Here is an 18,157-nt window from a genome sequence, read left to right on the forward strand (position 1 = left end):
CCCGCCTCACGCGCCTGCACCCGTTATAGGCAGTGACACAACGGCCCGGACGACACAGCGACACAATCACACGCAGTAACACCCGCGGGCGGGTCAGGAGAGGGCAGCAATGGCAGGCCCTCCCCTGACCCTCCCCACCAAAACCGCACCGGGAAGGACCCTGAAACGACGATTCCAGGAGGTGAGCGAGTATTCAGACTGCGCACAATCACCCGACCGACAACACCGAAACAGCCCCGATAGGGCAGGACACTGATGCCATTCATAGGTATGATGGCGACGCGTCACCCGCCGTAGCAGCACCCGAAAAGCCGACCGGGGACGCGCCAACGAATCCCCGCCGTCAACGACGAACGCTAGCCGTGAGCGTGCAAATCGAGTACGTGACCGGCGAAGATTTCGCTTACCGGCAATGGCAGATCATCAAGGAGGTTTTGGAATGGGTCACCGCCCATCACCCACCCGCCCCCGCCCCCAGCCCCAACGGGAGCGGCCGTGAGCGCCGTCCTGCCCGGCCCGGGTGGACCCGGTCCGGCGTCGCCGTGGTCGGCGATCACCCGCGCGTCCCTCGCCGACCGGGTACCCCTGGCTGGGCTGCTGCGGGTGTCCACCGAAGATCTACAGAACCCCCGCGCGTCGGTGCTGCGGCAGGTCGGCAACTGCACCCGTGCACTCCCGGCAGGCTGGTATATCGTCGGCTGGTTCATCGACGTCGAGTCCGGCCGCATGGAGCTAGAGGAACGCGGCGGTGGCACCGGGCACCTCGGCCTGGACCTGCCCGTGGAACGCGACGGTGGCCTACCCGACCTTCTGGCGGAAGCGAAAAGCCCTGCCGCCCGGTTCGCGGCCGTTATCTGTGAGAACACCGAACGGCTGGCCCGCTACACCTACTTCAACACCAAAGTCGAGTACGAACTCGCCAAACACGGAATCGAACTGTTCGCCTCCGACGAACCGATCGACCCAGACGGCAAACGCGCGGCGAAAGTCTTGGTCCGGCGGATCAAACAAGCCGTTGGCGAGTGGACCGCCATCAACACCTTCGAACTCGCGTGGGACGGGTTGAAGACGCACACCGAATCCGGGTACAACATCGGACGCGCCCCCTACGGATACCGCAGCAAGACGGTGCAGGAGGGCGGAAAGAACAAGTCCGTACTCATCAAGGACCCCAAACGGGGACCAGTCGTCACCCAAATGTTCCGGTGGCGGATCGAAGAACGCTTGAACTACCGGCAGATTGCCTCTCGGCTCAACGAAGATCTCATCCGCTACCCGGCGCCCACCCCCGCCCGGAAGGAAACCGCGCTGGGTGAATGGACATGGGCGGTGGTCCGCAACATTCTCAAGAATCCGAAGTACACCGGATACATGGTCTGGAACCGCACCACCACCCGCACTGGAGCAACCGTCCACCGCAAACGACGCCACCGGAACAACCGCATCGATCAATGGGTATGGTCACCGCAGCCCACCCACGAACCCCTCGTGTCACTGGCCGACTACCACACCGCCGCACAAATCAGCGACGAACAACGCGGCCACCGCGCCGACCACGAACCCAACTCCCACCCCGACACCATCCACACCTACGCACTACGCGGCTACGTCCGACACGACTGCGGCCACCGCATGGTCGGCACCACCCGCGCCGACCGCACCTACTACGGATGTCGCGGACCCAAAGACGGGCGCGGCAAACCCAAACTGCCCGACCACCCGCCATCCATCTACATCCGCGAAGACATCCTCCTACCCGCCGTACAGGCCGTCATCGCTGAACGGGTCTTCGGCCCACAGCGGCGCACCTACCTAGCCGCTCAACACGACAACGCACCACAACAAGCGGCGCAGGCACACACCGAGGCGATCACCGCCACCCGCGCCGCACTGGACGACATCACCGCCCGACAAGACAGCATCGCCACCGAGCTAGAAGAAACCCCCGCCACCGACCGGGCATGGCGCACCAAACTCCGCGAGCGCTTCAACGCCCTGGAAACGCAGCGCATCGACACCGCCGCCAAGCTCACACAACTCCACGCCGCCCAACCGCAACACCCGACCCAAGATCCCGCCCTGCTCGACGCCATGCCGCACCTCGACCAGCACCACCTAGCCGGCATGCCCACCGAGCTACAACGCAGGCTCTACGACGCCCTGAACCTCACCATCACTGTCCCCAACCCCGGCCAAGCCCACATCACCATCACCCTCGCCGCACACAGCCCCAACCAGGCACACGCACTCACCACAGCGAATCGTGAGCATCCACAGACAACCACCGGAGCAACGGTCCGGACCACAACGGACATCGCGGTAGCTCAAAAACGAAAAAGGCTTCGGACCGCGACCAACGGACGCGGCCCGAAGCTGGCAAACTGCCTCAGCCCACGGTTGAGCCGAAGACCTCGTCGCGGACGGCGTTGAGGGCGGTGCGGAGGGCGCCGATCAGGACCGGGTCGCCGCTCACCTCCGTGGCCACGACGCGCGGTGAGACCAGCGTGATCGCCGCGACCTCGTGCTGGACGCGCTCGGCCAGTGCGGTGCCGCCGGCCTGGCCCACCTCGCCGGCCAGCACGACCAGGGGTGGGTCGAGCACGACGCAGCTGCTCGCCACGCCCAGCGCGAGGCGGCGGGCGAGCTCGTCGAGGAGTGGGCCACCGCGGGTGCCGGCGGCGATCGCGGCCTTGACGGCCTCGGCGGCGCTGGAGCCGCGGAAGCCGTGCTCGCGTGCCACCGCGCGCACCGCGTCGGCGCCTGCCACCTGCTGGAACGCGCCCTTCGAGCGCCGGTACGTGTCCCGTGGGATGGGGGCGCCCGGCACCGGGAGGTAGCCGATCTCGCCGGCCGCGCCGGTGCTGCCCTCGTGCAGCCGGCCGCCGAGCATGACCGCGAGGCCCATGCCGCCGCCGGCCCAGATGAGCACGAAGTCGTCGACGCCCTTGGCCGCACCCTCGTGGGCCTCGGCCACGGCGGCGAGGTTGACGTCGTTGCCGAAGACGACCGTCGTGCTCAGGTCTTCGCGGAGGGCGGCAAGCAGGCCGCGGTGCCAGCGTGGCAGGTTCCACGCGAACGTGATGTCGCCCGTGCTCGGGTCGACCAGGCCGGGCGTGCCGAGCACCACCCGCCGCACCGCGCCGAGGTCGGCGTTGGCGCTGTCGGCGGCCTGCACCACCGCGCTGTGCACGACCTTTACCGGCTCGTCGGTGTCCTTGGTGGACAGTTCGGCGCGGCCGATCACGTTGCCGGTGATGTCCGCGCAGGAGGCGACCACGCGGTCGGCCTCGACCACCGCGCCGATGACGTAGGCGCTGCCGGGCGTGACGGCGTACAGCTGGGCGTTGGGGCCGCGGCCGCCCGCCTGCTCACCCACACGGGTGACGAGGCCGCGCTCCTCCAGCCGTTCCACCAGCTGGGACGCGGTCACCTTGCTGAGCCCGGTCAGCTCGCCAAGCTGGGCGCGAGTGAGGGGCCCGCGCGAGAGCAGGAGCTCCAGGGCGGCGCGATCGTTCAGCGCGCGCAGGAGCCGCGGCGTACCGGGTAGGCGTGGAGACCCCATCTACCGTCCTCTAGTATTTAGGAGACTTAACAGTTAAACCTTACTCACTTAACCGGGTAGGCGTAGCGTAATCGTCTAGGGCCGCTCCAGCGGTCAGCCGGCTGGACAGAAGGGGTTCCCATCATGTCGCTCGATCCTGGGCTGCGCCGGCTTGCCCTGCGTACGCTGCTCGCCGCCTTCCCCGGCACCAGCGCGCCGCAGTGGGCGGTGGACCTGGTCGGTGACGGGCTGGCCGGTTACACGCTGTTTGGATACAACATCGCAGAGCCTACGCAGGTCGCCGCCATCACCGCCGCCCTGCGCGAGGCCCGCGGCGACGTGCTGATCGCCATCGATGAGGAGGGTGGCGACGTCACCCGCCTGGCCCACGCGACCGGGAGTCCATATCCCGGAAACGCCGCTCTCGGCGCGGTGGGTGACACCTCGCTGACGCAGCGGGTGTACGAGGCGATCGGCGGCGAGCTCGCCGCGCTCGGCATCAACCTCAACCTCGCGCCCACCGTGGACGTCAACACCGCCGCCGAAAACCCGATCATCGGTACCCGCTCGTTCGGCGCCGACCCCCAGCAGGTGGCGGCACACGCCGCCGCGGCCGTGGCCGGCCTGCAGGACGCCGGGGTGGCCGCGTGCGCCAAGCACTTCCCCGGGCACGGCGCGACGGTCGCCGACTCGCACCTCGAACTGCCCACTGTGGATGCCCCGCTGGACGTGCTGCGCGGCCGCGACCTGCCGCCGTTCGCCGCGGTGGTCGAGGCCGGCACCCGATCGATCATGACGGCGCACATCCGGGTACCGGAGCTGACCGGCGACGGCCCGGCCACGTTCAGCCGCGCGGCGCTCGTCGACCTGCTCCGCGGTGAGCTGGGCTTCACCGGCGCGGTCATCACCGACGCGCTGGAGATGAAGGGCGCCGCGCTGGCGGCGGGTGGCACGGCGCGCGCCGCCGTTCCCGCGCTCGCCGCCGGCGCCGACCTGCTCTGCATCGGCGCGCAGGTGGACGCGGCTCTTGTCGAGGACGTCGCAGCCGAGATCGTGGGCGCCATCTCCGACGGGCGCCTCCCTCTCGCGCGGGTCGAGGAGGCCGCCGCCCGCGTCGACGCGCTCGCCGCGTGGGCGTCGCGGTCCGCACCGGCCCAGGTCACGACGACCGATCTCGGGTACGCGGCCGCGCGGCGCGCCGTCCAGGTGGAAGGAAGCCTGGACGGGATGGCCGGGCTCGGCGCGCCGCTGGTCGTGCAGCTCGTCGCTTCCTCGACGATCGCCGAAGGGCCGGTGCCGTGGGGGCTCGGCCCGCACATCAACGGCACCGAGCAGGTGCGCGTGGCGGCCGCCGACGCGGTCGCGGCCGATCTGCTCACGCGCGCCGGTGCCCGGCCGATCGTGGTCGTCGGGCGGCACGCGCACCGGGTGCCGGAGGCGCGCGCGCTGATCGAGGCGCTGGCCGCCTCACACCCGGTCACCGTGGTCGAGATGGGCTGGCCGTCGCAGTGGCGGCCGGTGGGCGCGCGGGCGTTCGTCACCACGTACGGCGCGAGCCACGCCAACGGTCGGGCCGCCGCCGAAGCCCTTGGCCTGGCATAACTCTGCGTAGTCGAGCGCTCCTCGGCCGAACGGACTATTTCCGCCCTTCTCCTCTTGAAAGGCCATTTACTCGCACGTAGCGTTTCCGGCACGTGAGCGAGCGAGAACGCTGGCACACAAGAGACCATGACCTGGGGAAACAAACGAACCGCGGGCCCGGTGTCCCCCGACCGGGCCCGCGGTTCGTCTCTTCCAGCCGACCGCTGGCTCAGATCCTGGAACGCACGATCTCTAGATCCACTTGGGGCTTCACCGTCGAGTAGGGTGCGCGCATGCGGCTGGCGAATCAGGGCGGGCGCCTCGTCATCGTGACGGGCGACGAGGTTGTCGACGTGGCTACGGCGAGCGAGGGCCGGTTCGGGCCCGACCCGCAGTCGGCGTACGAGGTGTGGGAAGACTTCACGGCGTGGGCGGCGCAGGGCCCCGCGCCGACCGGCAAGCTCGACGAGGCGGCGATCGGCGCGATCTCGCCGCGGCCTCGGCAGGTCTTCGCGGTCGGCCTCAACTACGCGGACCACGCGGCCGAGTCGGGCCACCCGTTGCCCGAGTACCCGATGATCTTCACGAAGTTCGTCACCGCCATCGCCGGGCCGTACGGCGACATCGTGCTGCCCAGCGCCAATGTGGACTGGGAGGTCGAGCTCGTCGCGGTGATCGGCCGGGCCGCCACCGGCGTGCGCGCCGATGACGCGTGGGCCCACGTCGCCGGCCTCGCCGTCGGGCAGGACATCTCCGAGCGAGAGGTGCAGCGGCGCGGGCAGCCGCCGCAGTTCAGCCTCGCCAAGTCGTACCCCGGCTTTGGCCCGGTGGGGCCCTACCTGGTCACGCTCGACGAGGCCGGCGACCCGGCCGACCTGGCGCTGACCTGCACCGTCAACGGCGAGGTCATGCAGGACGGCAACACGAGCTCGATGGTCTTCTCGATCCCCGAGCTGATCGAGTACCTGTCCGGCGTGTGCACGCTGCTCCCCGGCGACCTCATCTTCACCGGCACGCCGCCGGGCGTGGGCATGGGCCGCAAGCCGCCGCGCTACCTGGCGGTCGGCGACGTTCTGGAGACCACGATCCAGGGTCTGGGCACCATGCGGCACCGGTTGATCTCGCCGGCTTGACCTGCCCGGTGGGGTGACCGCGCGACGCCTTGGCGACACAGCGGTTGACAGCGCTCCGTGAGCATGGGATTCCGGAGTGCATGGCCGAACCTCACGCGCGCCAGGAAAAGACCGACCGCCGCCGCAAGCGGGTGGGCGGATGGCGAGAGATCGTCGCCGCCCGCGCCGCGCTGATCGAGGCACAGCTCGAGTCGACCAGAGTGGACACCGAGGCGTGGCGCATCACGCGCGCGTCGGTGCACAGACATCTCCGGTCCGCTCTGGAGGCCGCCGACCGGCGGCGGTGGTTTCGCGGCACGTACGACTGGTGGACGGGGGCGCACGTCACCGCCGCCTGGGCGCACCTGCACAACGCGGAGCTGCTGCTGGTGTCGGTGGCCGCCAAGGAGGACCTCTCCGCGGGGCGGCACGCCGTTATCGCGCTCCTGGAGCAGGTCTTCAGCCAGCCTGACCCGCGCCGCGCCGAAGCCCGCCGGCAGCTGATCGACGACTGGCCCAAGCCCGACGACCGGGAGCGCCCCGCCGCGGTCGAGCGCGCCGCCTACCGCACCGCGCTCCAGTGGGGCTTCACGGCCGCGGACGAGCAGTACGCGCGGGTGCGCAGCCTCCGCAACCTGATCATCGGCTCGACCCTGTTCATGCTCGCGCTCGTCCTGGCGCTGGCGTGGATCGGCGCGGCCAAGCCCGACCTGATCAACCTCTGCTTCACAAACATCGCCCCGGGCGGCGCGGAGGTGCAGAGCTGCCCGGCCGGCGCGAGCGGCCCCAGCGGCTGGGACGTCTTCCTGGTCGAGCTGCTCGGCCTGGTGGGCGGCTCGCTCAGCGCGATGGTGGCGATCCGCGGCATGCGCGGCACCTCGACCCCGTACGGGGTGCCCGTCGCGCTCGCCCTCCTCAAGCTCCCCGCCGGCGCCCTGGTGTCGCTGACCGCGTTGCTGCTGCTCGGCGGCGAGTTCTTCCCGGGACTGTCCGGTCTGGACAGTCCACAGCAGATCGTGGCGTACGCGCTCGTGCTCGGCTACGCCCAGCAGCTCGTCACCAGGCTCGTCGACCGCCAGGCCAACACCGTGCTCGACCGCGTGCCCAGCGCGGAGCCCGTGCCCCGCGAGCAGGCGCCCCCGCGACGCCGCCAGCGGCCGCGCCCGCGCCAAGGTCACCGTCCGACGCACTGGTCCCCGGCAACTCCTTAGCATCGACAGTGTGACGGTCGGACAGCTCCTGCGCCGGTGGCGCCAGACGAGGCGGCTCAGCCAGCTCGAGCTGGCCATCCAGGCCGAGGTCTCCACGCGGCACCTGAGCTTCGTGGAGACCGGCCGGGCGGCACCCAGCCGCGAGATGCTGCTGCACCTGGCCGAGCACCTCGACGTGCCGCTGCGCGAGCGCAACGAGCTGCTGGTGGCGGCCGGCTACGCGCCCGCCTACGCCGCGGCACCCCTCGACTCGCCACACCTGTCCGCCGTCCGCGCGGCGATCCGGCAGATCCTGGCCGGCCACGAGCCGTACCCGGCGGTGGTGGTCGACCGGGGCTGGCAGCTTGTCGACGCCAACAGCAGCGTGGCCTTGCTCACCGAGGGAGTCGCCCCGCACCTGCTCGCCCCGCCGGCGAACGTCATGCGGATCACCCTCCACCCCGACGGGATGGCGCCCCGTGTCGCCAACCTGCCCGAGTGGCGGGCCCACCTGCTCGAACGCCTGCGCCGCCAGCTGGTCGCCGGCGACGACGAGCTCGCGGCGCTCTACGAGGAGCTGCGCGGCTACCCCGGCGGCGAGGTGCCCGACCCCGGGGCTGGCTCGACCCGGAGCTGGACGCGAAGCGACCAGCCCGGATTGAGCCGGCATCCGGGGCCGGAGCGAGCCAGTCAGCAGAGCCCGGGCGATTTCGCGGTACCGCTGCGGCTGCGGCACCGGGAGCGGGAGCTGGCGTTCTTCAGCACGACGGCGACGTTCGGCACGCCGCTGGACATCACCGTCGCCGAGCTCGTCATCGAGAGCTTCTTCCCCGCCGACGAGGAGACGAGGAAGTACCTGCAGTCACTGTGACGCGGGCACCTTGTCGAGGAAGCCGTAGACGCCCAGGATTCGCCCGTCACCGTCCAGGACCGCCACGTCCGATCCCTCCACTACGGACTCACCGCCGGCGTCGGGCACCAGCTCCCAGGCGAACCTGCCGATCCCGTGGTGGCTGTCGACCGGGCCGAGCAGGCGGAACGTGAACCCGGGAAACTGCTCACGCGCGCCGGCGATGACCGCACCGATGCCGTCGTGCCCGGCCACCGACGCGAGCGGGTCGATGTAGGTGCCGTCCTCCGCCCACAGCGCGGCGATCGCGGCGCGGCGCGCGTCGGCGTCCGGCTCGTTCCACGTGGCGATGTACCGGTCGGCGAGTTCCTTGAAATCACTCATGATCCGACCCTGTCACGGCGCCGCGGACCCGTCGATTACCACCCAGGTAAAGCGGGCTGGAACCCGCGACCAACCGCGGACGGTGAGGCCGCGGGAGCGACGGTCTGGACCACGACGGGCGTCGCGGTAGCTCAAATTTTGCTAAACGCCGTAGACGGTCCAGCCGCGGTCGGGGAAGCCGGCCGCCTCCGCCACCTTCGCCGAGGCTGTGTTGTCGAAAGCGTGCAGGTAGGTCGGCACCGCGCCCTCGTCGAGCACCCGCCGCGCGGCCTGTGCCACGAGCCGGCGGGCCAGGCCTCGGCCGCGCGCGGCCTCCTCCGTGCCGACGGACAGCTCGTTGCCGTGGGAGTCGTGGCGCTTGATGCCCACTCCGGCAAGGTATGCCCCCGTGTCGGGGTCGCGGGCGACAAGCACGTCGCCGCCGAACGGCCACAGCCACTCCGGCACCACGGCGTGGTCGTGCGGCAGCCACTCCCCGGCGTCGGGCATCGCCTCGGGCTCCAGCGAGTAGCGGAACACGCCCCGGTAGGCCCGGCGCCCGTCGTCGAGGCCGAGTGCCGTGGGCAGCTTGGCGAGCAGGTCGTCGAGGGGCTGGTCGGCGAGCACCCGCGCGGCGGCCGCGCGGGTCGGTGCCACGGAGATGACCGTGCCGCCCGGTGCGCCGACACCCACCATCGGGTAGAGCTTGCCGTCCCAAGCCGGCTGGGTGCGCCGCTCGGAGCCGACGACAACCAGCGGCTGACCGGCGGGCCATTGGCCCAGCCAGGTCACGAGGTGGTGGTATAGGCGCTTATCGAGCATCGCCAACGACTTTACCTGTCCAGCGGCTCACCACGCGCGCCTCGTTGTGGTCCGGATCACGCCGCTGCGGCGGTCCGGACGAGCGTGCGGATCTGGCGCAGGAGTACCGAAAGCGCCGCCAGGTCGGCCCGCGAGTCGCCGAACTCCCCGATCGCGTTGCGGGTGCGGGCGATCGACGAGGCGTTCTCCTCCTCCCAGGCCCGGACGCGCTGCGGTGCCGCCACGTCGTCGGGCGTGGAGTTGAGCACCTCCGCGGTGAGCGCGGCGAGCGCGGCGTACAGGTCGTAGCGGAGCGCCATGCGGGCCAGCGTCTGCCACCGATCTTCCCGGGCAGCAGCGAGATCTTCGACAGCAGCTCGTCGACCCGGAACAGTTCCGACAGGACGAAGTAGACCTCCGCCACCCGGTCCAGCTGATGGCCTGTGCGGTTGGCGACCTCCACCACGTCGAGCAGGCCGAAGCCGTACACGAGGCGGGTGGCCTGCTCGGCGAGCGGCTCGGGCAGGCCGTGCGAGGCGAGCCCGGAGGCGTGGGCGCGCAGCGTGTCCCGCTCCGTGCCGCGGAAGAGCGTCTCCAGCTTGGGCAGGAGGGTGGTGATGCCAGGGCGCAGCCGCTCGATCTCGCCGGGCACGTCCAATGGGGACCGTCGCGAGGAGGCCAACCACCGCACGGCACGGTCGAGCAGCCGCCGGCTCTCCAGGTAAATCATTGTCTGTGCGGACGTCGACACCCGGTTGTCCAGTGCCTCCACCGCCGCCCAGAGGTCGCGGAGGCCGAAGACCTCGCGCACCACCACGTACGCCCGGATGATGTCGGCGGCCGAGGCACCGGTCTCCTCGATGGCCCGGAACACGAAGGACGTGCCGCCGCGGTTGACGACCTCGTTGACGAGCTGGGTCACCACGATCTCGCGGCGCAGCCGGTGCCCGCCCATGCGGCCGGAGCAGCGTTCGCGCAGGGGCGTGGGAAAGTACTCGACCAGCACGTCCGCCACCCACTCCTCGTCGGCGATCGGGTCGGCGAGCAGCTCCTTTTCCAGCGCGATCTTCACGTACGCGAGCAGCACCGCGAACTCGGGCGTCGTCAGCCCGCTCGCCCGCACGTCCAGCTCCTCGTCCGTGGGGAGCGCCTCGATCTGGCGGTCGAGCCCACCGGTGCGCTCCAGCTCGGTCAGCATCCGCCGGTGCACGGGCAGCAGCGAGTCGGCCTGCGCCCGCGCGTTGCCCAGCGCGCACGCCTGGTCGTAGTTGTCCCGCAGGACCAGCTCGGCGACCTCGTCGGTCATCTCGGCCAGCAGCGCGTCCCGCTCCGGCGTGGTCATATCGCCGTCGGCGACCGCGCCGCCGAGCAGGATCTTGATGTTGACCTCGTGGTCGGAGCAGTCGACACCGGCCGAGTTGTCGATGAAGTCGGTGTAGATGTGCCCGCCCTTGAGCGCGAACTCGACCCGTCCCCGCTGCGTCAGCCCGAGGTTTCCGCCTTCGCCGACCACCTTGGCGCGCAGCTGCCCACCATTGACCCGGATCGCGTCGTTGGCCTTGTCACCGACGTCCACGTTGGACTCGTCGGCCGCCTTGACGTAGGTGCCGATCCCGCCGTTCCACAGTAGATCGACCGGCGCCAGCAGGATCGAGCGCATGAGCTCCTGCGGGGTGAGGGCCTGCAGACCCTCGTCGAGGCCGAGCGCCACGCGCATCTGCGGCGTGATCGGGATGGATTTCATGGTACGGGGGAAGACTCCCCACCCTCGGAGATGAGCGTGGCGTCGTAGTCCGCCCACGACGAGCGCGGCAGCTCGAACAGTCGCCGCCGCTCCACATAGGAGGCTTCAGGGTCCGGCGTCGGGTCGACGAAGATGTGCCGGTGGTCGAAGGCGGCCACGAGCTTGATGTGGCGGGACAGCAGCATCCCGTTGCCGAAGACGTCGCCGGACATGTCACCGACCCCGACCACCGCGAAGTCCTGGGTCTGCGTGTCCACCCCGAGGTCGCGGAAGTGGCGCTTGACCGACTCCCACGCGCCGCGGGCGGTGATGCCCATCTTCTTGTGGTCGTAGCCGGCCGAGCCGCCGGAGGCGAACGCGTCGCCGAGCCAGAACCCGCGCCGCACCGAGATCTCGTTGGCGATGTCGGAGAACGTGGCGGTGCCCTTGTCGGCGGCCACCACGAGGTACGTGTCGTCGGGATCGTGGCGCACCACGTCTCGCGGCGGTGTGACCTTGCCGCCGACGATGTTGTCCGTGACGTCCAGCAGCGCGTTGATGAAGAGCTTGTAGCACTCCACCGCCTCGTCACGGTCGCCCGGCTTCTTCTTCAGCACGAAGCCGCCCTTGGCGCCCACCGGCACGATCACCGCGTTTTTCACGGACTGCGCCTTGACCAGGCCGAGCACCTCGGTGCGGAAGTCCTCACGCCTGTCTGACCAGCGCAGACCGCCGCGCGCCACCGGGCCGTAGCGCAGGTGGACGCCCTCGAAGCGGGGCGAGTACACGAAGATCTCGAACTTCGGCCGGGGCGCCGGCAGGTCCGGGATCGCCTGGGGGTCGAGCTTGAACGCGATGTACGACTTGGGCCGCTGCTCGCTGCCGCGCTGGAAGAAGGAGGTGCGGAGGGTGGCTTGGATCAGCCGCAGGTACGAGCGCAGGATGCGGTCCTGGTCGAGGCTCTCCACCGCGTCGAGCTGCTTGCCGATCTCCTCGATCAGCTCGGTGCTGCGCTCCTCGCGCTCCTGGTCGCTCAGCGCGGGGCGGGGCGCGAAGCGGGTCTCGAAGAGGCGCACCAGCAGCCCCGCGATCACCGGGTTTTCGATGAACGTGGTCTCCATGTACCGCTGCGAGAAGAAGGTGCCCGCCTGGCGCAGGTACTTCGCGTACGCCCGCAGCACCACCACCTGCCGCCAGGTCAGCCCGGCACGCAGCACCAGCTCGTTGAGGCCGTCGACCTCGGCCTCTCCCCGCCACGCGGCCGCGAACGCGTTTTCCACGTGCGGCCGCACCTCGCCGAGGTCGCGGTGTGCCTCGGGCAGCGCCAGGCCGAAGTCGTACAGGTAGACGGCGGCGTCGAGGCGGCCCAGCTCGTACGGCCGCTCGTCGATCGCCTTGACGCCCAGGGAGTGCAGCACCGGCAGGACGGCGGAGAGGACCATCGGCTCGCCGTACCGGTAAATCTTGAACCGCACGTTGCCGAAGTCCTGGTCCTTGCGGAACAGGTGCATCTCCAGCTGTCCCGGCTCGTCGAGCAGCTCCAGCTTGGCGAGGTCTTTGACCGCCTCGAACGGGGCGTGCTCGTCCTTGTACCCCTCGGGAAACGCCTCCGCGTACCGGTGGTAGAGGCGCTTGGCCTGCTCGTCGCCGAGCTTGCGCTCCAGCACCAGCCGGAAGTCGTCCTCCCACAGCCGGGTGGCGTCGGCCAGCTCTTCGGCGAGCGCGTCCGGCTCGACCTCGCCCGGCGGGTTGCCCGGCTCGGTGCGCACGATGAAATGGACGCGGGCGAGCGTGGACTCCGTCACCCGGGTGGTGTAGTCGACGCCGATGCCGTTGAGCTCGCGCAGCAGAATCTCCTGCATCTTCAGCCGGTTTTGCGTGGTGAAGCGGTCGCGCGGCAGGTAGATGAGGCAGGAGATGAAACGCCCGTACCCGTCGCGCCGTAGAAAGAGGCGCAACTGGCGGCGGCCGGCCATGCGCAGCACGCCGATGACCGCGTGGTACAGGTCGTCGGTCTTGATCTGGAAGAGCTCGTCCCTCGGGTACGTCTCCAGGATCTGGAGCAGGTCCTTGCCGGAGTGGCTGCGCGGCGAGAGGCCGGAGCGGTCGAGCACCTCGGTCACCTTGCGGCGCACGACGGGCAGGTCGCGCACGCTCGTGCGGTACGCCGCCGTGGAGAACAGGCCGAGGAAGCGCCGCTCGCCGATCACGTCACCGGCCGCGTCGAACATCTTGATGCCGATGTAGTCCAGGTACGCCGAGCGGTGGACGGTGGCGCGCGAGTTGGCCTTCGTAATGATCAAGAGGCGCTTTTCCAGCACCTTCTCGTACGCCTCCGGCGTCATCGAGGAGATCACTCGCGGCGTGGTCTGATCCTGGCGCAGGATGCCGAGGCCGGTGCCCATGACCGCCTCCAGCAGCTTTTCGTCACCCTCGCCGTCGACGAGCCTGTACTCCCGGTACCCCAAAAAGGTGAAGTGGTCGTCGGCCAACCACCGCAACAGCTCGACGGAGTCCGTGATGTCCTTTTCGGGGACCGGCGGGCGGTCCGGGGTGTTGCGCGCGGCGGCGAGCTGGTCGGCGATGGCCGTCGCCCTGCGGCGCATCTTCGGCCAGTCCTCGACGGCCTCGCGCACGTCGGTGAGCACCCGCTGCAGCTCCCGGCGCAGCTGGTCGCGGGCGACCGCGTCGCGGACCGGGTCGACCTCGATGTGCATCCAGCTCTCGACGATGTCGCCGTCGATCGCGTCGTCGGCCTCGACCTCGGAGGCGACCTCGGCCAGCTTGCCGAGCGGCTCGCGGCGCACCACGATCAGCGGGTGCACCAGCAGGTGTACGTCGAGGTGGTGGGCGGTCAGCAGCGCGGTCACCGAGTCGACGAGAAACGGCATGTCGTCGGTGACGATCTCGATCACGGTGTGGTCGTCGGCCGCGTCCGGCTCGCTGATCCGCAGCTTGAGCTCGCCCGGCACCCGCTGCTCGGCCAGCTCGCGGTGGCTGCGCGCGGCGCCGAGCATTTCGGCCGCCGTGTATCCGATCAGCTCCTCGTCCGGCGCGAACCGCCAGAACCTGTCGACGAGCGCCGCCGAGTCGAGGTCGTCGCCGGCCAGCGCCACGGCCTGTGCGACGAGGCGCTCCGTGCTCGGCACCGGCTCGTCGATCTCGGCGTCCTCCACCTCGTCGACACTCGGTAACTCTGGGAGCGGACCATCCGAAATGGTGTCGACGCTCGCGCCGGCGCCGATCCGGTCGGCCGAAGATGTGTCCGCTCGCCGGACCATGGGTGCACGCTCCCCCCTCGACCCACCACGCTGTGGGCCGTCTCTGTTCAGACTAGGCCCTTCCCAAGTACCCGGGCCTAGGCGGTATAGGCACCATGCGGGGCTCCGGTGCCCTCGGGGCCCGTACTACCGTCACGGCATGCGTGTGACTTACGGGGTGGCGGCGATTGTGCTGGCCGCGGGCGTTTTAACCGCCTGCGGAAGCGATGATGGGCCGGAAAAGAGCGTCGACGCGTTCCTGTCCGGGTGGCGCTCGGGCAATCTCGACGCGGTGGGCTTCATCAACCCGGGCGGGCAGAAGATCCCGGCCGCCGACGTGGTGACCGAGATCAAGGCGCTCTCGGGCGCGCTCGCGACCACCCCGCCGGCACTCACCCGCACGGGTGAGCCGTCGGTCACCGAAGACATCGCCACCAGCACGGTCAACGTCGACTGGACGCTGCCGGGCGGCGCGCACTGGACGTACCCGACCACCGTCCGCCTCAACAAGAGCAGCGACGACAAGTGGCAGGTGATCTGGGAGCCCAAGGTCGTCCAGGAGAAACTCACACAGGGTGACGAGTTCGCGATCGAACGGGAAACCTCCGATCGGGCGCCCATCCTCGACGCCGCGGGCAAGGCGATCGTGGAGTCCCGCCCGGTGGTCGTGGTCGGCATCGAGCCAGGCCGGGTGGTGGGCATGGAGCAGCTGGTCAAGGACCTGGACAAGATCCTCAAGTCGGCACAGGTCGACGTCGACCTGGCCGACCTCCCGGCGCGCGCGGCCGCCGCTGACCCGACCCACTTCGTCGACGTGGTCACGCTCCGCAAGGAGGTGTACCTGAAGGTCCGGGACCGGCTCCAGGCACTGCCCGGCACGCGGTACCGCGACGAGAACCGCTATCTGGCGCCCACCCGCGAGTTTGCCCGCGCGCTGCTCGGCACCGTCGACCCGGTACAGAAAGAGGACATCGACAACAATCCGGGCAAGTACGTCGTGGGTGATGTGGTTGGGCACGGTGGGCTGCAGGAGCGGTACGACGACCAGCTACGCGGCGGCAGCGGACAGATCGTCAAGATCGTGCGAAAGAGCGGCGAAGGCACCGAAAAGACCACCGAGGAGGTGGCGGAGGTGTTCCGGGCCGAGCCCAAGCCGGGTGCCCCGCTGAAGACCACCCTTGACCCGAAGATCCAGCGTGCCGCAGACAACGCGCTTCGCGGCACCGGCAAGCCCGCCGCCCTTGTCGCGGTGCGGGTGCACGACGGCACGGTGGCCGCGGTCGCCAACACGGGGGACGTCAACCTCGCGTTCGACGCGTCGGTACCGCCGGGGTCGACGTTCAAGATGGTCTCCGCGCTGGCCCTGCTCGACAAGGGCGCGGTGACGCTCGACACCAAGGTCAACTGCCCCAAGAACGCCACGGTGGACGGCCGCTCGTACAAGAACTCGCACGACATGGCCCTCGGCAACGTCCCGTTCCGCGTGGACTTCGCCCGCTCGTGCAACACCGCCTTCATCGGCCTCGCCCCCAAACTCGGCGACGACGGCCTGGCCACCGCCGGCCGCGCGCTGGGCCTGGAGGGCAAGTGGAGCCTGGGCATCGACGCGTTCAGCGGCAAGGTCTCGACCGGCGGCTCGGCGACGGAGCGCGCGTCGGCCTCGTTCGGCCAGGGCACGACGGTGGTCAGCCCGCTGGCGATGGCGGCGGCGACGGCCGGGGTGGCGCGCGGACAGTGGCAGCAGCCGACGATCCTGACCGAGCCCGCGCCGGCGGAGAAGGCCGCGCCCGGCCCCGAGCTCAACGCCGGATCGGTCGAGGCCGTCCGCACGATGATGCGCGAGGTGGTCACGGAGGGCACGGGGTCCGCGCTGAAGGACGTTCCGGGCGAGCCGGTGTACGGCAAGACCGGCACCGCCGAGTTCGACAACAATCCGGCCAACACCCACGCCTGGTGGGTGGGGTGGCAGGGCGACATCGCGTTCGCCGTTTTCGTCGAGAAGGGCGGCGACAGCGGCAAGAGCTCGGTGCCGGTAGCGGAGAGGTTCTTGCGCGGCCTCGCCTGACTTTGCCCTGATAGTGCGGCCGGATCTGGGGGATCCGGCCGCACGCTTTTGGGGGTTTGCGTTTTGGGGGCCGGCTTTAACGGCAACCGCGAGGCGATCCGCGCTGGCGTCGCCTCGCGCCCTGCCTCGCCCTGGCGGTGCCTCGTCCCGTGCTCTGCCTCGCGCCGCGCCCTGCCTCGCGCCGCGCCCTGCCTCGCGCCGCGCCCTGCCTCGCGCCGCGCCCTGCCTCGCGCCGCGCCCTGCCTCGCGGCGCGCCCTGCCTCGCGGCGCGCCCTGCCTCGCGGCGCGCCCTGCCTCGGCCCGCGTTCTGCCTCGTGCCTCGACCCAGGCCCTGCCTCGGCCCGGGCCGCGCCGATCAAGGTCTAGGCGTTTTCGCCCGGCAGGCCCTTCTTGGGGCGGCGCAGGCGACCGGGCCCCGCCTTGGCTGGCGGGCCAAACGGCTCGAACGCCGGCACGGACGTCCCCCCACCCGGCCGTGGACGCGGTTCCGGCACCTCGCCGTTGTCCCTCGCCCCCAAGTCCGCCGGCTCCGCCTGCGCGTCCTCGTCCGCGGGCGGCTGGGCCTCATCGTCCTTCCACGACGACTCGGCCTGTCCACCCCGGCGCAGCCTGCCCGGCCCGAGATCGTCGGCGCTCCGCCGCAGCCCGCCCGGCCGCTGGTCGTCGTCGCTCCGCCGCAGCTTGCCTGGCCCGTGGTCCTCGTCGCCGCTCCGTCGGAGCCTGCCTGGCCCTGCGTCGTCGTCGCTGCCGCGTCGCAGCCCGCCCGGCCCCAGATCGTCGTCGCTCCGCCGCAGCCCGCCCGGCCCTGGATCGTCGTGGCCGCTCCGTCGCAGCCCGCCCGGCCCTGGGTCGTCGTCGCCGCTCCGTCGCAGCCTGCCCGGCCCTGGGTCGTCGTCGCCGCTCCGTCGCAGCCTGCCCGGCCCTGGGTCGTCGTCGCTGCCGCGTCGCAGCCCGCCTGGCCGCTGGTCGTCGCCGCCCCTGCGGAGCTTGCCCGGCCCCAGGTCGTCATCGCCGCCCCGACGCAGCCCACCCGACCCTGGGTCACCGTCGCCGCCCCGCCGCAGCCTGCCCAGCCCCATATCGTCGTCGGCCCGGCGCAGCTTCGCCGGCAGGCGGTCCTCGTCGCTCTGGCGGGGGTTTGGCAGTCCCGGAACGTCATCGCCGCGGCCCAGCTTCGCCGGCCCCGGCTCGCCGTCGTCGCTACGCGGTGCGGCCGGCTCCGAGTCACCGTCCCTCCGCAGCCCGAACGGTCCCACCTCGCCCGCCCGCCGCGCGGCCCGCTCAGCGGGCGTGCCCCTCCGCGCGGCGAGGTCGGCCGAGACGCCCATCCACGCCGACTCGGCCTTGCGGCGCAACGTCGAGTCCGACCCGGGACGGCCACGGGGACGCGACTCCGGATCGGCCTGGTCCGGCTGGCCCGACTCCGCCTCATCCCTCGCCCGACGTGCCGGGTCAAGGCCGCCCTTCTGCGACGCCCCCGAATCCGACGCGGCCTTGAACCGCCCGGCCGAGTCCCGCTCCGGCATCGTGCGCCCTGCAGCTTTGTCGTCCGCCTTGGCGGGGTCGGGCTTTTCGTCGTCGCCGGGCTGCGGCGGCTCCGCACCCATCTGCGAGGCGGCGGTCTCACGCTGCGCACCGGTGGGCTCCGACTCCGCGTCCAACGGCGGGTCG

At 70.8% G+C, this 18,157-nt stretch carries 9 protein-coding genes and 1 pseudogene; 6 read left to right on the plus strand and 4 right to left on the minus strand.

Features of this window, described 5'->3' with window-relative positions; all coding sequences use genetic code 11:
• The first annotated feature begins 495 nt into the window (after positions 1-495).
• On the plus strand, positions 496-2,430 hold the full coding sequence (locus tag Phou_RS11950) for a recombinase family protein (protein ID WP_173056122.1): 1,935 nt from the start codon (positions 496-498) through the stop codon (positions 2,428-2,430).
• Here Phou_RS11950 and Phou_RS11955 read toward each other — a convergent pair.
• Entirely contained in the window at positions 2,387-3,562 is a 1,176-nt protein-coding gene (locus tag Phou_RS11955; RefSeq protein WP_173056123.1) for an ROK family transcriptional regulator, read from the minus strand. The genes Phou_RS11950 and Phou_RS11955 overlap by 44 nt on opposite strands.
• Before the next feature lie 123 nt (positions 3,563-3,685).
• Between Phou_RS11955 and Phou_RS11960 the strand changes: the two genes are divergently transcribed.
• The 4 genes from Phou_RS11960 to Phou_RS11975 all read left to right on the plus strand — a co-directional run bounded on the left by Phou_RS11960 (position 3,686) and on the right by Phou_RS11975 (position 8,295).
• On the plus strand, positions 3,686-5,143 hold the full coding sequence (locus Phou_RS11960; protein ID WP_173056124.1) for a glycoside hydrolase family 3 N-terminal domain-containing protein: 1,458 nt from the start codon (positions 3,686-3,688) through the stop codon (positions 5,141-5,143).
• Between the two features lie 272 nt (positions 5,144-5,415).
• Positions 5,416-6,255: a fumarylacetoacetate hydrolase family protein gene (locus Phou_RS11965; RefSeq protein ID WP_173056125.1), complete on the plus strand. Its 840-nt coding sequence runs from the start codon at positions 5,416-5,418 to the stop codon at positions 6,253-6,255.
• Positions 6,256-6,335: 80 nt separating this feature from the next.
• The gene (locus Phou_RS11970; RefSeq protein WP_173056126.1) at positions 6,336-7,445 is read left to right on the plus strand and encodes a hypothetical protein; all 1,110 of its coding nucleotides are present in this window, start codon (positions 6,336-6,338) and stop codon (positions 7,443-7,445) included.
• Positions 7,446-7,455: 10 nt separating this feature from the next.
• Positions 7,456-8,295, plus strand: coding sequence for a helix-turn-helix domain-containing protein (locus tag Phou_RS11975; RefSeq protein ID WP_246273503.1), 840 nt, complete (start codon positions 7,456-7,458; stop codon positions 8,293-8,295).
• On the opposite strand, the gene Phou_RS11980 is transcribed toward Phou_RS11975, so the two are convergent.
• The 3 genes and pseudogenes from Phou_RS11980 to Phou_RS11990 all read right to left on the minus strand — a co-directional run bounded on the left by Phou_RS11980 (position 8,287) and on the right by Phou_RS11990 (position 14,442).
• Positions 8,287-8,658, minus strand: a complete 372-nt coding sequence (locus tag Phou_RS11980) for a nuclear transport factor 2 family protein (protein WP_173056127.1) — start codon at positions 8,656-8,658, stop codon at positions 8,287-8,289. The genes Phou_RS11975 and Phou_RS11980 overlap by 9 nt on opposite strands.
• Before the next feature lie 141 nt (positions 8,659-8,799).
• Positions 8,800-9,459: a GNAT family N-acetyltransferase gene (locus Phou_RS11985; protein ID WP_173056128.1), complete on the minus strand. Its 660-nt coding sequence runs from the start codon at positions 9,457-9,459 to the stop codon at positions 8,800-8,802.
• A gap of 56 nt (positions 9,460-9,515) precedes the next feature.
• Positions 9,516-14,442 (minus strand): annotated as a pseudogene (locus Phou_RS11990) (NAD-glutamate dehydrogenase).
• Positions 14,443-14,581: 139 nt separating this feature from the next.
• Between Phou_RS11990 and Phou_RS11995 the strand changes: the two are divergent.
• Positions 14,582-16,486 (plus strand): penicillin-binding transpeptidase domain-containing protein, encoded by a 1,905-nt coding sequence (locus Phou_RS11995; protein WP_173056129.1) that lies wholly within the window; start codon positions 14,582-14,584, stop codon positions 16,484-16,486.
• Positions 16,487-18,157 lie beyond the last annotated feature (1,671 nt).

Source organism: Phytohabitans houttuyneae, assembly GCF_011764425.1.
GTDB lineage: Bacteria > Actinomycetota > Actinomycetes > Mycobacteriales > Micromonosporaceae > Phytohabitans > Phytohabitans houttuyneae.